Origin of the sequence: Paramagnetospirillum caucaseum, assembly GCF_000342045.1 — a bacterium.
Taxonomy (GTDB): domain Bacteria; phylum Pseudomonadota; class Alphaproteobacteria; order Rhodospirillales; family Magnetospirillaceae; genus Phaeospirillum; species Phaeospirillum caucaseum.
In genome coordinates this window covers 1-15,219 of sequence record NZ_AONQ01000090.1, presented here as the reverse complement: position 1 = coordinate 15,219, position 15,219 = coordinate 1, and the positions used below count along the sequence as shown (strand labels likewise).

At 56.0% G+C, this 15,219-nt stretch carries 12 protein-coding genes; 8 read left to right on the top strand and 4 right to left on the bottom strand.

The window, feature by feature from the left end; genetic code table 11:
* From H261_RS24130 to H261_RS25040, 4 genes are all read right to left on the bottom strand, one after another.
* Window positions 1-908, bottom strand: a 908-nt coding sequence (locus tag H261_RS24130) for a DUF5131 family protein (RefSeq protein ID WP_081609019.1), incomplete at its 3' end; no start/stop codon positions are given.
* Between the two features lie 308 nt (window positions 909-1,216).
* Window positions 1,217-1,891: a hypothetical protein gene (locus tag H261_RS25045; protein ID WP_152427015.1), complete on the bottom strand. Its 675-nt coding sequence runs from the start codon at window positions 1,889-1,891 to the stop codon at window positions 1,217-1,219.
* Window positions 1,892-2,116: 225 nt separating this feature from the next.
* Window positions 2,117-2,446, bottom strand: a complete 330-nt coding sequence (locus tag H261_RS20580) for a hypothetical protein (RefSeq protein WP_152427014.1) — start codon at window positions 2,444-2,446, stop codon at window positions 2,117-2,119.
* A gap of 2 nt (window positions 2,447-2,448) precedes the next feature.
* On the bottom strand, window positions 2,449-2,787 hold the full coding sequence (locus tag H261_RS25040; protein ID WP_152427013.1) for a hypothetical protein: 339 nt from the start codon (window positions 2,785-2,787) through the stop codon (window positions 2,449-2,451).
* A 231-nt stretch (window positions 2,788-3,018) separates the two neighbouring features.
* On the opposite strand from H261_RS25040, the gene H261_RS20570 reads away from it, so the two are divergent.
* The 8 genes from H261_RS20570 to H261_RS20535 all read left to right on the top strand — a co-directional run.
* Complete coding sequence (locus H261_RS20570; protein ID WP_008621483.1) at window positions 3,019-6,054, top strand: BPTD_3080 family restriction endonuclease; 3,036 nt, start codon at window positions 3,019-3,021, stop codon at window positions 6,052-6,054.
* 11 nt (window positions 6,055-6,065) lie between these two features.
* Entirely contained in the window at window positions 6,066-6,950 is an 885-nt protein-coding gene (locus tag H261_RS20565; protein WP_008621481.1) for a hypothetical protein, read from the top strand.
* 10 nt (window positions 6,951-6,960) lie between these two features.
* Window positions 6,961-9,741 carry a site-specific DNA-methyltransferase gene (locus H261_RS20560; RefSeq protein ID WP_040477052.1) on the top strand — a complete coding sequence of 927 codons (2,781 nt, stop codon included), beginning with the start codon at window positions 6,961-6,963 and terminating at the stop codon, window positions 9,739-9,741.
* Between the two features lie 8 nt (window positions 9,742-9,749).
* Window positions 9,750-10,565, top strand: coding sequence for a hypothetical protein (locus tag H261_RS20555; RefSeq protein ID WP_040477049.1), 816 nt, complete (start codon window positions 9,750-9,752; stop codon window positions 10,563-10,565).
* Window positions 10,566-10,659: 94 nt separating this feature from the next.
* The gene (locus H261_RS24125) at window positions 10,660-11,319 is read left to right on the top strand and encodes a DUF2971 domain-containing protein (protein WP_008621476.1); all 660 of its coding nucleotides are present in this window, start codon (window positions 10,660-10,662) and stop codon (window positions 11,317-11,319) included.
* Between the two features lie 6 nt (window positions 11,320-11,325).
* Window positions 11,326-12,879 carry an AlbA family DNA-binding domain-containing protein gene (locus tag H261_RS24120; RefSeq protein ID WP_008621475.1) on the top strand — a complete coding sequence of 518 codons (1,554 nt, stop codon included), beginning with the start codon at window positions 11,326-11,328 and terminating at the stop codon, window positions 12,877-12,879.
* A gap of 11 nt (window positions 12,880-12,890) precedes the next feature.
* The gene (locus H261_RS20540) at window positions 12,891-14,981 is read left to right on the top strand and encodes a 3'-5' exonuclease (protein WP_008621474.1); all 2,091 of its coding nucleotides are present in this window, start codon (window positions 12,891-12,893) and stop codon (window positions 14,979-14,981) included.
* A gap of 27 nt (window positions 14,982-15,008) precedes the next feature.
* A partial coding sequence (locus H261_RS20535; RefSeq protein WP_008621458.1) for a hypothetical protein occupies window positions 15,009-15,219 on the top strand: 211 nt, incomplete at its 3' end.

The window sequence follows — 15,219 nt, the reverse complement described above, 5'->3', positions numbered from 1 at the left end:
GCCCGCATGGTCGCCCATGCTCGGTGGGCGGCAGCCACCCTTTTGGGGTCTTTGCTGGGCTTGCCATCACCAGTCGGAGGCTTCGGATTAGGTTCTTCATCCTTGTCCTCAGCACCCAGCTTAGGCTGATTATGGGCAACCAATGCAGATGTGTAGCAAGCTGGGAATGCGTGGAAAGTCGTGCCATCTAGCAGGTCGCCGGACGATTTGGTGCCAACGCGAGTTCCGCTCTGATCAAACTCTCCCCACTGTTTGAAGAAGAAGGGAATGTCCGTTGCCATGCAGCGGCTTTGCAGGCTACGAACCCAGTCTGGGTTCATCTGCCGGGCTTTACGACCGCTTTCTCCCCCCACCACCACCCAATCGATCCCGGCCAAGTCAACCTCAATGGCGGAAACCAGCGGCTCGATGGACACCCAATGGACGGCGGCGGGGGTAGCCAACAACAATGGGATTCTACGTTCCGCCGTCTGCTGGTTTTCAGCGGTCACCCCAAGCCAAACATTGGGATAGCCCTTGCCCCAATCGGGGGGGAGCAGGTTCGCAAAATTCTCGGGGCGTTTTGTCAGAATTTGCCAGATGAGATTTGGCGTCCAGCGGACGACATTCCAGAACTCATCCCGCCACTCCGGCTTAATGCTCGGGTGAGAGTCGAAAATATCGCACAGAGATGGGAAAACCATGATTGGTGTCCCTTCTGACTTCGCCTTACGCTCCCACCTGCGGGGTTTAGACCAATCCTTGGTCTTGGTTCTACCTGCGGCTTCGCCCCAGCCATTGCGGTTCCAGCCCCACATTTTGTTCATGCTTTCCGCATAGCAGTTCCAACAACCTGGAGACGCATGAGAGCACCCAATCCATGGGTTGAAGGTGTTCTCCGTCCATTTGATCTTACTGTTTTCTGCCATTTTAAAAATCTCCAAATTGCCCGCAGGAGACAATAACATTCGCAAGCAGTGAGGAACCTAAGTGTTATGTTTGGCGTAAGCTGTGATTTCGCCATGTCTCGTTAGTGAATATAATTTGCCAATACTGTGCGGTCAATCTACGAAAATGCAATTGTAGTTATATAAACAGGCGGATGGCACGGTCATAGTGTTATGTTATGTTTATTTTTATATTGCCGCTCCACCTGCAACAGAGGCTATTTCTGTCGCAGGTGGAGCGACGACAATCAAAGGCATTGGGAAATCTGGCAAGCTCGCGGGCCACGCCCCTATGCGGTCTTTTCGTGAGCATCCGCACCGCCATGGATGCGGCAGGACCGAACCCAGACCTTTCGCCCGTTCTGGTAGTGCCGCCAATGCCCCTGGCGATCATGCGGAGATTTCGTGTGACCATCTTCACAAGATGTTGATGCTGCATTCGCAGTCTCATCTTCACCACTGGATATGTGGTCAAACATCATGGTTCTGAAATTATAGCGATGTGAATCCAGGTCTGTAATTTCGATTACCACCCCAAAGCCCGGCCTAAGCTTATCAATTCCAACCATTTCAGAGACAAGATAAAGAGCCGTTGACATAATCATCTTCGCCGTATGCAGATTAAGATGCTTATTTTTCTTAATGCTGTCCCGAATAAAATCTTTCGCACTCGCCCTGCAATTGTCTCCAACAATAGTTTTCACTGTATCAATCTGCCGAATCAACGTCGGGATGTCTTTAGGAAGGAACGCCCCATTCAGCATCGCGTGGCTATAGCGAATTTGCAAAGCTACGGCATCAGGATGTTTAGCAAGATTATCGAACAAAACATCGTCAGGATCGTTGGAACCGGGGTGCGGTGTCCGGCCAGCTTTCAGTTGCTTTTTGGCTGCTTCCTTCCTCGCCCTTTTTGCCTCACGGAACCGGCGATAATCAAAAACCTTCTTGTCTGCGTTGTTGCTCATAGTATATCTCCATTCACAAGCGATGCTGTTATGCAGTAACTGCATTCTAAAATGCATTCGTTGCGTCGCATGAATGAAGGTAGAAGCTGGATATTGTTTGGTCAATGCAGGCACATGCAAATAATATTACATTAACACAGCAAGCACACCGTGCATGTGTTGTGTTATCGACCCCATCGTGCGTCATTTCATTTTAAAATGTTAGATGAACCTGACTTCCGAAAATCAGTTTGATTTCATTCTTTCGACATCGGCACAAGCGGCCCGGACCAATCCGGCGTCCTCTGGCACATCGAACCACAAGATGATCTCGGCGAATCCAATGTGATCCAGCACGACTTCCCAATGCATTTTGGTCAGTTCGCCGCCGCCGTTGTCCGTCCAAAGAATGTCACCCTGGTGACCTTCCAGAGCGGTTTCGAGGTAAGCCCGCCCCTCATTGTCCAACTCCAGCAGGATTGATGCGGGATATCGAGCAGCCAGTTCGGCCAATCTCACTTCGATGTCGCGTTCTGGGAGCCAGGGATGATCTGCGTGGGTGTGGATCGCATCCATGATCACCCGCCATGCCGTTCAACATGCTCCAGCCACCGACATACCTCTTCGTCGGCCCCGCCGGGTTCCAGATCAACAGAGCGGAACTCGATGGTGATTTCGCCCTGGTCACCAAGCAGTCCCAGCATGTGATCATCATTCTCGACGACCTGACCATCGACGACGAGTCCAAAGCTCTTGCCATCGGTGACTGCATGCTCCTGGAGAAACGCAGCCACGCCTTCGACCTTGATCCGAAATTGTTTTGAGTATGGGAGCCGGGCATAAAGTTTTTCACGCTTCTTACGAATCGCCTCGATTCTTTCGAGATCAATCATCATTCTTTTTAAATCAAACGCCATAGCGGCACCTCCGTAAATTGCTTCACCATTTCTATTTATCAATTCCGCTCAAAAAACCTGCGAAAGCAGCCCGCGACATTCAGTCCATCCGGCGTGCCTCCATCATGTTTCCGTGCAATTCCTGGTAATCGAACATGCCGATATCAGCACTCCTTTGCCTTGCGAGGCTGCGTGCTGAATGCCATCATCCCGCAGCTAATGTTTGATCTGGGTGATTGCGGGGTGGGCGGCATGAGCGAGGCGTTTTTTGATCGACCGATTCTCAATTCGCCCTACGAATATCCAAGCCAGCACTGGGAACTCGACGCGGACGGCCAACCGACCAACAAGGTCATCGAGTCACGCCGCCGGTCTGATCTGATCACGCCGGTTCCGAAGCCGAAGAAGCGGAAAAAGTCCAAGGATCAGGCCGGGTTCGTGTTCGATAGCGGCGATGGCCTATCCACCGCCGATCAGGAATACAACCCGACCCCGATCATCAATGAGATCAGGCAGCATGTTGAATCCTGGCGGGCCTTGTCCAATCCGAACGATTGGTTGGTGACGCCGGAAACTGCCCGCCTGCTCCAGCATTGGCGACATCACAAGTTCCACGGTGTCCGCCCCTTTTTCTGCCAAATCGAGGCGGTTGAGACCGCCATTTGGTTGACCGAGGTCGCCCCCAAACTGGGCAAGAAGGGTGAGCGGTTCTGGGACCATATCAAGGGGGCCAACGAACAGGCTAATCCCGAACTGCTGCGACTGGCCCTGAAGCTGGCGACGGGGGCGGGCAAGACCACGGTCATGGCGATGCTGATCGCGTGGCAAACGGTCAATTCCGTCCGCCACCCCAACACCAAGACCTTTTCACGCGGCTTCCTGCTGGTTGCCCCTGGCATCACCATCCGTGATCGGTTGCGGGTGCTGCTGCCCAATGACCCGGAGAGCTATTACAAGCACCGCGAGATCGTGCCATCCGACATGCTGGGTGACATCGAGCGGGCCAAGATCGTCATCACCAACTACCACGCATTCAAGCTGCGGGAACGCCTGGACGTGTCCAAAGTTGGGCGGTCATTGCTCAAGGGCCGGGGGCCGGACCTGAACACGGTGGAAACCGAAGGCCAGATGATCCAACGGGTGATGCCCGAGTTGATGGGCATGAAGAACATCGTGGTGTTGAACGACGAAGCCCACCACTGTTACCGGGAAAAGCCGCTAAACGACGACCTGGATGACCTGAAGGGCGAGGACAAGGACGAGGCCAAGAAGAACAACGAGGCAGCCCGCATGTGGATTTCCGGCCTGGAAATGGTGAAGCGGAAACTGGGCCTGCGGGCCATTTTCGATCTGTCGGCCACGCCGTTCTTTCTGCGGGGGTCGGGCTATGCCGAAGGCACCCTGTTCCCCTGGACGGTGAGCGATTTCTCGCTGATGGACGCGATTGAGTGCGGCATCGTCAAATTGCCCCGCGTGCCCGTGGCCCAGAACGCCCCCGGCGACACCCTGGTGTTCAGAAATCTGTGGGAACACATCGGCAAAAAGATGCCCAAGGCCGGTCGCGGCGGCGGCAAATTTCTCGATCCGCTCAGTCTTCCCGCCGAACTTCAGACCGCCCTCTATGCCCTCTACGGCCACTATGAAAAGACCTACGATCTGTGGGCCGAGGAAGGCATCGAAGTGCCGCCGGTGTTCATCGTGGTGTGCAACAACACCGCCACCTCGAAGCTGGTCTACGACTTCATCGCGGGGTTCCATCGTCCAGGGGAACAAGAGGGTGAGTCGTCCCTTCAGAACGGTCACCTTGCCCTGTTCCGCAATTTCGATGACCACGGCAATCGGCTGACCACCCCACGCACCCTGCTGATCGACAGCGAGCAGTTGGAATCCGGCGATGCCCTGGACAAGGATTTCCGCGAGTTCGCATCCGATGAAATCGAACGCTTCCGCCGCGACATCGTGGAGCGAACCGGCGATATCAAGCGGGCCGAAAACATCACCGACCAGGACTTGCTCCGCGAGGTCATGAACACGGTCGGCAAGAAGGGGAAACTGGGCGAACAGGTCCGCTGCGTTGTCTCGGTCTCCATGCTGACCGAAGGCTGGGACACCAACACCGTCACCCATGTTCTGGGCGTCCGGGCCTTCGGCACCCAGCTTCTGTGCGAACAGGTCATCGGTCGTGCCCTGCGTCGTCAGAATTACGAATTGAACGAGGAAACCGGCCTGTTCAATGTCGAGTATGCCGATGTTCTGGGGGTTCCCTTCGACTTCAATGCCAAACCCGTGGTCGCTCCACCGGCCAAGCCACGCGAAACCATTCGGGTCCAGGCGGTGCGACCGGATCGGGACGCCCTGGAAATCACCTTCCCGCGTGTCGAGGGCTATCGCGTCGAGCTACCCGATGAACGGTTGGTTGCCAACTTCACCCCGGATTCAGTGCTGGAACTAACGCCGGAACTGGTTGGCCCCACCACGACCACCAACCAGGGCATCATCGGCAAGGATGTCGATCTGACCATCGATCACCTGAACGATATGCGTCAGTCCACCATCCTGTTTCATCTGGCGAAGCATCTGCTCTATTCCAAATACCGCGACCCCGGTGACGAGCCAAAACTGCACCTGTTCGGTCAGTTGAAGCGGATCACCCGGCAATGGCTGGATGGCGGCTATCTTCGCTGCACCGGCGGCACCTTCCCCGCCCAATTGTGCTATCAGGTCATCGCCGACATGGCCGCCGAACGGATTAAGGCGGCCATCACCATGTCGCTGGTCGGGGAACACCCGGTCAAGGCCATCCTGGACGCCTATAACCCCACCGGCTCCACCGCCCTGGTCAACTTCACCACGTCTAAGGATTTGCGGTGGAAGACCGATGCGGATCGCTGCCACGTCAACTGGGTCGTCTGCGACAGCGATTGGGAAGCTGAGTTTTGCCGCGTGGCCGAAAAGCATCCCTTGGTCCGGGCCTATGTGAAGAACCACAACCTTGGCCTCGAAGTGCCCTACCTGTTCGGCTCGACACCCCGGAAATACCTGCCCGACTTCATCGTCCAGGTGAACGACGGTCAGGCCGATCCGCTCAACCTGATCGTCGAGATCAAGGGCTATCGCCGCGAGGATGCCAAGGACAAGGCCAACACCATGCATTCTTACTGGGTGCCGGGGGTCAACAACCTGGGCAAGTTCGGACGGTGGGCCTTTGCCGAGTTCACCGAGGTCTTCGAGATCGAGGCCAAGTTCAACGAATTGATCGCGTCATTCGTCGCGGAAAAAGCGGCATAGGGGATTAGTCGATGACCAAAACGCCGATTTCACCGACGAATGCCAATTTCTCCAAGTTCGCCGTTGAACCCATCACCCGGTGGCTAATTTCTGCCGCCTTGAATCGCCGCACGATCACCTATGGCGAAGCGAAAGTTCGTCTGGAGGAGGAGTTCGGCTTCACGAAAATCTTCCCGACGCGAATGGGCCATCCGGCTGGAATGGCAATGGAACAAATCGCAGCAAAGTTCCCCACGGCACCATTGCTCAATGTCCTGCTGGTGAGAAAAGAAGATGGGATGCCCGGTGATGGGGCTGGTTCCTTCCTTGCCACTCGCTTCGATGTGAAAAAACTTGGAAAGAAGGGTGCCCGAAAAAAACATCCCGACCTATGGCGACGGCATTTCGATCAAGCCGCAGATGAGGTTTATGCCTATCCCGATTGGGAGGCCGTTTACGACGCCATCTATAGCCAGAAATTGACGCGAGACACCCCCGACTCTAAGGGGGCGGAAGCTGATGGGACTGTTTTCGGTGGGGGTGGCGAAGGGAAGAACCACAAGGCTTTGCGTCTTTGGGTGCAAAGCAATCCCCACATTGTTTGCCCCCGGCTCAAGGATGTCCGGGCTGAAACCGAGGTTTCCCTCTACTCCGGGGACCGTGTGGATGTCGTCTATTTCGCCCCCAATGCGACCGTTGGCATTGAAGTGAAGTCGAAAGACTCAAACTGGTTCGACCTGCAACGGGGCGTTTATCAATGCGTGAAATATAGGGCGGTGCTGGCTGCCCAGGATGGTCGAGAATCGCCAAACATTCAGGTCTTCCTGGTTACGGAAACTGAATTGGATAGCGACCTCCAGGCGTTAGCAAAGCGATTGGGCGTCAAACACGCCGTCCATTCGGTCAATGTGAAATAGGGCGGGAATTATGGCTAAGGAAATCGGCATCGAGACGTTGACCCACAAGGACGCGAAGCGGATCAACATCCCCACCGCCGAATTGCAGTCGGTGGTGGACGACGACATGAAGTCCCCCATCCAGGTCGCCTATGACCGCCGCAATCGCGATCTCGATCCGCAACTGGTCTGGCGTGGCAAGGATGAGGCCGACTGGTCGGACCTGATCGTTCAGGCACCGCCCCTCTATATCCAGGAAAAGGTCCATCCCAAGGTTCTGATCGACGACCTGAAGCGGGACTCCAAGGCACGGGCCAAGGAAGCGGTCGGGACAGCGTTCGACCTATTTTCCGACTTCAATGGCCTGCCCGACAAGGAGGCTGCGACCGAGTTCTATCAGCACAATGCCAACTGGACCAACCGCATGATCCTGGGCGATTCGCTCTCGGTCATGGCGAGTCTGGCCGAACGCGAAGGGCTACGGGGGCAGGTGCAATGCATCTATTTCGACCCACCCTACGGCATCAAGTTCAATTCCAATTTCCAGTGGTCCACCACCAGCCGCGATGTGAAGGACGGCAACAAGGACCACATCACCCGCGAACCGGAGCAGGTCCGAGCCTTCCGCGACACATGGCGGGACGGCATCCACACCTATCTGTCCTATCTGCGAGATCGCCTGACTGTTGCCCGTGATCTGCTGGCTGATAGTGGCTCCATCTTCGTGCAGATCGGCGACGAGAATGTCCACCGTGTCCGAGCGTTGATGGATGAGGTTTTTGGGGATGAAAACTTTGCATCCGTAATTGCATTTCAAAGCACAACAAGCCTTGGAACAATCGGACTGTCGGCGGCGGGTGATTACGTCATATGGTATTACAAGAATAAGAGCCTTGCAAAATATAGGCAGATTTTAAGACTCAAATCAGAGCGAGGAAACTTTGATTATTATTCATATCTGCGAACAGAAGATGGGCGGATGTGGCGGGGTTCAAAAGAAGAACTTGAATCTGGAAAGGGACAGATTTTCTTTCCGGACAATATAACCAGCCAGCGTCCATTGGGAGATGGTGATCTAAAGGAGTTTCTATGGAAGGGGAAAGCATTCCGCCCAGGCAAGGGAACATTCAAGACCGAGCGTGTTGGAATAGAGCGTCTATCAAAATCAGACAGGCTTTATGAGACATCCGGAGGTGTTCTGCGTTACGTCCGTCTTATAGATGATTACCCCGTTGTGTCCATTAACAATATTTGGACGGATACGGGGACAGGGAGCTTTACAGAAAGCAAAGTTTACGTAGTTCAGACGAATACGAAGGTTATTGAACGCTGCATTCTGATGGCATCTGACCCTGGTGACCTCGTTCTGGACCCAACCTGCGGCTCCGGCACCACCGCCTATGTCGCAGAGCAATGGGGTCGCCGCTGGATCACCATCGATACCTCCCGTGTTTCCTTGGCTCTGGCCCGTGCCCGTATCATGGGGGCACGCTATCCCTATTATCTTCTGGCCGATTCGCGGCCCGGCCAGATCAGAGAGGGCGAAGTTACCCGCACCCCGGCAAAGGATACGCCGACCCATGGTGATATCCGCCACGGGTTCGTCTATGAGCGGGTGCCGCACATCATGCTCAGCAACATTGCCAACAATTCAGAGATCGATGTGATCTGGGACAAGGCCCAGGAGGCTTTGGAACCGCTTCGCACCCAATTGAATGCGGCGTTGGGCATGACGTGGCAGGAATGGGAAATCCCCCGTGAGGCGGACAAGGGCTGGTCCGATGCTGCCAAGAAACTCCAGGCCCAATGGTGGGAGGCTCGTATCAAGCGGCAGAAGGAAATTGATGCCTCCATCGCCGCCAGGGCCGAATCCGAATACCTCTACGACAAACCCTATGAGGACAAGGCAAAGGTTCGCGTTGCCGGTCCCTTCACCGTCGAAAGTCTGTCGCCGCACCGTGTCCTGGCCGTCGATCAGGACGACGAACTGGTGGACATTCTCGATGCCGCTGAAGGCAAGCGGATCGCAGAAGGCCGGGACACCGATGACTTTGCCCAGATGGTGTTGGACAACCTCAAATCCGCCGGTGTTCAGCAGGCCCACAAGGAAGATCGCATCGCCTTTACCGCTCTGACCGGCTGGCCGGGCAAGTTCATTTGTGCCAAGGGCATGTTCATGGAAGGCGACAAGGACCGTTCCGCCGGTATCTTTATCGGTCCCGAGTTTGGCACCATCTCCCGCCTCGATCTGGTCACGGCGGCCCGCGAAGCCGGTGATGCCGGGTTCGATGTCCTGATCGCCTGTGCCTTCAACTTTGATGCCCATTCCGCCGAGTTCGACAAGCTGGGGGCCATCCGCATCCTGAAGGCCCGCATGAACCCCGACCTGCACATGGGCAGCGAACTCAAAAGCACCGGGGCTGGCAACCTGTTCGTGGTGTTCGGCGAACCCGACATCGACATCATCAACACCGATGACGACGAGGTGCAGGTCAAGATCAACGGCGTGGACATCTTCCACCCCTCCACTGGCGAAATCGAATCCGGTGGCCCCGACACCATCGCTGTCTGGTTCATCGACACCGACTACAACGAAGAAAGCTTCTTCGTCCGCCACGCCTATTTCTTGGGGGCCAATGATCCCTACAAGGCGTTGAAAACCACCCTGAAGGCCGAGATCGACCGCGAGGCTTGGGAAAGCCTGAACAGCGACATCTCCCGGCCCTTCGACAAACCGAAATCAGGCCGGATCGCGGTCAAGGTCATCAATCACCTCGGCGACGAGGTGATGAAGGTGTTCAGCGTGGGGTGATTTTCAGCATGGCGATTCCCAAACCTTTGAACGAAACACAACGTCGCTTCCAAGAGCTTTGCAAACTCGGCGGGGGCACGAAAGGCGGACCTGCAAGAACAAAGGTGCAGGAGATTTTGGGGTGGGCTGGGGCGTCTTTGAATACCTTCGCCCACAAGGAAATTGGCTCCATGCTGGCCGCATTTTCCGACAGGAACCCTTGGCATGTCTGCTTCGCCGTTGGCCTGTGCTGGGGGCGGCTTGCCAAGTTTGAGCCTGAATTCGTGGGTGCCGCGATCAACCTGTTGGAAAACTGGAACGCCGCCGACCTGAAGTTCGCCCGAACTTTCCATTACGAACGGGGGCCAGAGCCTATCGAGCAGAGCTTGGCTGGCGGAAACAAGATGTTCGACAGCGTGGTGCTGCCTGAGCAATTGCCAGACGATCTGGAAAAATATCGACGCGTCCAGGAACGGTGGCTTGGGCGAATCCTCGGGAAAGACCGCCCCAAATACATCGGAAGCTGGAATGCCACCGCCATGTTCATGGTGGCCTTGTTCTCCAACAAGGTTCTAGCCGATAAGCTGGTTACGCCCATCGTGATGCTGCCGCCAGGAGGCCCGATCTATAACGGTCTCTCCATTCTCCACCAGACGCATGTGCTGTCCACGAAACCAGCGGGCAGTGAACTGGACGATCAGGCGTTCGAACCGGGAGCCATTTACGAGAACAACGCCTTGTTCGTGGAGATTCTGCGGGGAAAGAGCGACTGGAATCTGCTCGATGTCCACAGCGGGCTATACATGCTCGGCACCCGCTTGGCCGAATCAGATGGCTGGTTTTAGGGGGGGGGCGACCTTTGAAGTGGCGTTCAAGGCTCTCCCTGATCACGGTGTGATACGGCCATAACATAGTAATGACTGTTCTGTGGGGTGGGAAATGCGTGCATACAAGTTTCGCTCTGCATCATCAACTGACAAGATATTCGACATTATTCTGAATAGACGCCTTTATTGTGCGGATTGGAGAAATCTTAATGACCCTCTTGAGGGTATTTTTGCGTTTGGAACATCGAAAGAAAGCCGCAAGGCATATGATAAGTTCTTAGGTAAAATTAGGAATGAGAAGGGCAAGCTTAAGGTTTGCTCTCTGTCGGCGACATTTGACTGCCATCTGCTCTGGGCACATTATGCAGACGGATTTAATGGAGTCGCCATTGAAGTAGAACTTCCAGACCATGATCCGCGTGTTCAGGAGGTGAAATACAGGGGCGTATTTGCATATGTCAATTGTGACGGAAACATGAAGCCGCTTGATGCTGCAAAGGATGTGTTGTTTTCCAAATACGATGAATGGGCATATGAGAAAGAAATAAGGATTCTTTCCCATGATGAATATTACAGCCTGGACATCCCGGTGAAGAGGGTTATCGCAGGGCACCGCATGAACCCTGCTTTATTCGACGCTCTACAGCTAATTTGTGAAACTCAAGACATCCCAATTTATCGGGTTGGTATTGGCGATGAGGGACTGGACGCAGACTCTGTTCCTCCGTCTCGATTCAGCCCGCTGGCATCCAGTTCCCGCCGAGGGCGGTAGTGGGATATGGCAAAAGGCATCCGAAATATCGAGGCATGGGAAGCCGCACTGATCAAGGCGATGCTGGCCGCTGGCGGGATGACCAAAGATCAGATCGTCTCCTATTTCACTCGCCCCGACCGCACTGTGAATCCTTTTCGATTGGCTGAAATCGAAAAAGGCGAAAGCCATTCGGATGTCGAAGCCGCAACGCCGGGACAGGTCGCGGTATACCTCCGCACCTTTCGTTCGCCAGGGGAAGCCCGCCAGAGGTTCTTTGAGGAAAATCCGCTTCATCCCGTCAATCTTCGCACCCTCTTCAGGCTCAAGGATGGAACGACAGATATCCTCCACATCGAAGAAACAGATAGGGTCGAGTGCAAGGAAAGTCTTCATTTCAAGCAGTTGGCGGATTATGCCCGTGTCATCGTCAGCTTTGCCAATGCTCGCGGCGGATTTCTTCTGTTCGGCGTCCGAGATGGCGACAAAGCCATCACGGGCATCCATTCTGGGAAACTGACAGGCTATGACCCCGCCAAACTGAACCAGCATCTTTCCGCCCACTTTTCGCCGGTGCCGGTCTGTGAAAAGACCGAAATGGTGATCTCGGGCAAGACGGTTGGCATCATCTATGTTCGGCCTGCGGCCCATAAACCGATCATTTGCATCCGTGACGAACGGGACGTGCTGCGTGAAGCCGATATCTACTACCGATATCCCGGTGAGACGCGGCGAATAAAATACGCGGAATTGGTCGGTATTCTGGACGAGCGGTCCCGTGGCACCGAGCATCAATGGGCGGATGTCTTGCGGCGGGTGGAAGCTGCCGGGGTCGAGAATGTGGCGATCCTCGATACCATCACCGGTGAGGTATCGGGGCATTCGGGCAAGTTCCTGATCGATGAGAAGCTGATCCCCAAATTGAAGTTTGTGGCGGAGGGGCATTTCTCCGAGAGGGAAGGTGCTCCCGCCCTGCGTCTGGTCGGTGATCTGGAAACCATTTCGGTGACCGGCGTTCACGACGCCAAGGTCATCGTGCGAAAGGAACGCCTGACCGATGGTGACCTGCTTCGCGAATTTGTGGACCAAGCCACCGTTGAAAATCCTCGTCTCTACGCCGGGCACCTTGCCCATTCCGCCAAACTGTGGCTGCCGATCTACTTCTTCATGCGGCAGGCGAGAATCGATGAAGCGGGTGCGATCAAGCTGCTTTCTGAAGGTCCAAACAGTAAGCGAAGCCACCTGGGAGCGGTAATTCGTCGAGTTCGAGATCGGAGCCGCCCATCCATGTCCCGACAAATCACAGCGGCGGCGGCAGAGCCGGAACGCTCCAAACTAATCGACATGACGCTGGGATTGCCCGAGACGACCGAGCAATGCGAACGATTGATCAAGGCGGCGATGACACTGCAACCCGGTGAAATCCACCCGGATCACCTGCTGCCCCTGCTCGGGCACTGCTTGGATCGGTTTCACGAAGGCTTCGGCACCCCACTGACCTACGCGATTGCCTACATAGACATCGTTTGGCATGAGCAACTGGTTGGGGCTACGGTCGCATCCGCTCCCGAGTCTGCGTAGGAAATAGGCCAATGGACTTCCGCATCTCGGACACCTTCACCGCCAGCCTGACCAAGCTCACCGGCCAGGAGCAGAAGGCGGTCAAGACCACGGCCTTTGACCTGCAACTCGATCCGACCGCACCGGGGTTGAGCTTTCACAAGCTCGACCGGGCCAAAGACCCCAATTTTTGGTCGGTGCGGGTGAATGCCGATATCCGTCTGATCGTTCATCGCACCGCGTCCAGCCTGTTGTTGTGCTACGTCGCTCATCATGACGACGCCTATGCCTGGGCCGAGAAACGCAAGATCGAACGGCACCCCACCACCGGGGCGGCCCAATTGGTCGAAGTGCGGGAACGGGTTCAGGAATATGCCTCGACCCGAGTGCGGGAGCCGGTCTACGAGACAGAGGATGTGCCGCAGGAGAAATACCTGCCGCCTCTGTTTCTCAACCTGTCCATCGACGACATCGTGGGGGTCGGCGTTCCGCCGGATTGGGCCGAAGCCGTCCACAACGCCACCGAGGCCAGCATCTTTGATCTGGCCGACCATCTTCCCGCTGAAGCGGTCGAGTTCCTTCTCGATTATGTTTCGACCGGTGTTTTGCGAACCGCTACCACCGCCAACGATGATGTCGATCCCTTCGACCACCCCGATGCTCAACGCCGTTTTCGGGTGCTGGAGAATGTCGAGGAACTGGCCCTGGCTTTGGACTATCCCTGGGAAAAGTGGACGGTGTTCCTCCACCCCACCCAGCGGCAATTGGTCGAACGCGATTTCAGCGGGCCGGTTCGGATTTCCGGTTCGGCAGGCACCGGCAAGACCATCGTGGCCTTGCACCGTGCGGTGTTCGTGGCTCGACGCAATCCGCAGGCACGGGTGCTGCTGACCACATTCTCTAAATCACTGGCGAATGCCCTGAAGGTGAAGCTGGGCCGGTTGATCGGGGCCGATGCCGATCTGGCTGGCCGGATCACCGTCCAGTCCGTCACTGGCATTGGCTACGACCTCTATGCCAAGGCATTCGGCCAACCCAACATCGCACCGACCAGCATGATCCAAACGCTGTTGGAGCAGGCGGCCAAGGCCGATGACAGCGTGCGGTTTTCGCCCAAGTTCCTGCTCGGCGAATGGTCCGAGGTTGTCGATGCTTGGCAACTTCACACCTGGGAGGATTACCGCGATGTAGCCCGGTTGGGCCGCAAGATGCGGATCGGCGGGAAGCAGCGGGAATCGTTGTGGTCGATCTTTGCCCGCGTTCGTGCCGACTTGGCCGAACGAAAGTCGGTGACCTGGGCCGACGTGTTTGGTCGAGTGACTGCCAATCTGGATGCCGCGACATCGCCGTTCGATTTCGTCGTGGTGGATGAGGCCCAGGATGTCGCCGTGCCGGAAATGCGGTTCCTGGCCGCTCTTGCCGTCGGTCGGAGGGATGGGCTTTGCTTCACCGGCGATCTCGGTCAACGCATCTTCCAGCAGCCCTTTTCGTGGAAGTCACTGGGCGTCGATGTACGGGGCCGGTCCCATACTCTTAAGATCAACTACCGCACGTCCCACCAGATCAGAAGCCAAGCCGACCGGCTGTTGCCGTCGTCCATCGCCGATGTGGATGGCAACGCAGAAAGCCGAAAGGCCACGATCTCGTTGTTCAACGGGCCGCCACCGCAGATCGAAACCTTCGACGACACCGACGACGAAACCACTGCCGTTTCATCCTGGATCATGGACCTGATCGAAGACGGCATCGTGCCCGATGAGATCGGTGTGTTCGTTCGGTCGGAGGCCCAATTACGACGGGCCAGAGCGGCGGTGAAGGCCGCCGGTGTCGAGGCTATGGAATTGACCGACAAGGTGGAAACTGCCGCAGGGAAGGTCTCGATCTCCACCATGCACATTGCCAAGGGGCTGGAGTTTAGGGCTGTGGCGGTCATGGCCTGCGACGATGAAATCGTCCCCCTTCAGGACCGGATCGAAAATGTGGCCGACGATTCTGACCTGGAGGAGGTCTATAACACTGAGCGGCATCTGCTCTATGTCGCCTGCACTCGGGCCAGGGATCACTTGTTGGTCACCGGCGTCGAGCCTGCGTCGGAGTTCCTGGACGATCTGCGTCCGGGGTGAACGGAACCATTCGTCATAGCGGTTGCCATGAAATCCACGACCACCGCCATCATCACCGCTGGCAAGATCACGCCGGTCAATAATGCGGGCAAGCTATTGGCATTGGCCGATGTAACGCTCATGCTCGATGGCGTGGAGATCACCATCCATGGGGTCCAGGTGCGTGCCGATGCCTCTGGAACCGAAGTCACCCTCCCCAGATATCGATCTGCGAGCGGGGAATGGATGACAGCCATCT

What these genes read in the sequence shown, in the direction of transcription:
- H261_RS24125 (WP_008621476.1), top strand. Translation starts at nt 10,660, where the DNA reads ATGCGTGCATACAAGTTTCGCTCTGCATCATCAACTGACAAGATATTC.
- H261_RS20565 (WP_008621481.1), top strand. Translation starts at nt 6,066, where the DNA reads ATGACCAAAACGCCGATTTCACCGACGAATGCCAATTTCTCCAAGTTC.
- H261_RS25040 (WP_152427013.1), bottom strand. Translation starts at nt 2,787, where the DNA reads ATGGCGTTTGATTTAAAAAGAATGATGATTGATCTCGAAAGAATCGAG.
- H261_RS25045 (WP_152427015.1), bottom strand. Translation starts at nt 1,891, where the DNA reads ATGAGCAACAACGCAGACAAGAAGGTTTTTGATTATCGCCGGTTCCGT.
- H261_RS20570 (WP_008621483.1), top strand. Translation starts at nt 3,019, where the DNA reads ATGAGCGAGGCGTTTTTTGATCGACCGATTCTCAATTCGCCCTACGAA.
- H261_RS24120 (WP_008621475.1), top strand. Translation starts at nt 11,326, where the DNA reads ATGGCAAAAGGCATCCGAAATATCGAGGCATGGGAAGCCGCACTGATC.
- H261_RS20580 (WP_152427014.1), bottom strand. Translation starts at nt 2,446, where the DNA reads ATGGATGCGATCCACACCCACGCAGATCATCCCTGGCTCCCAGAACGC.
- H261_RS20555 (WP_040477049.1), top strand. Translation starts at nt 9,750, where the DNA reads ATGGCGATTCCCAAACCTTTGAACGAAACACAACGTCGCTTCCAAGAG.
- H261_RS20540 (WP_008621474.1), top strand. Translation starts at nt 12,891, where the DNA reads ATGGACTTCCGCATCTCGGACACCTTCACCGCCAGCCTGACCAAGCTC.
- H261_RS20560 (WP_040477052.1), top strand. Translation starts at nt 6,961, where the DNA reads ATGGCTAAGGAAATCGGCATCGAGACGTTGACCCACAAGGACGCGAAG.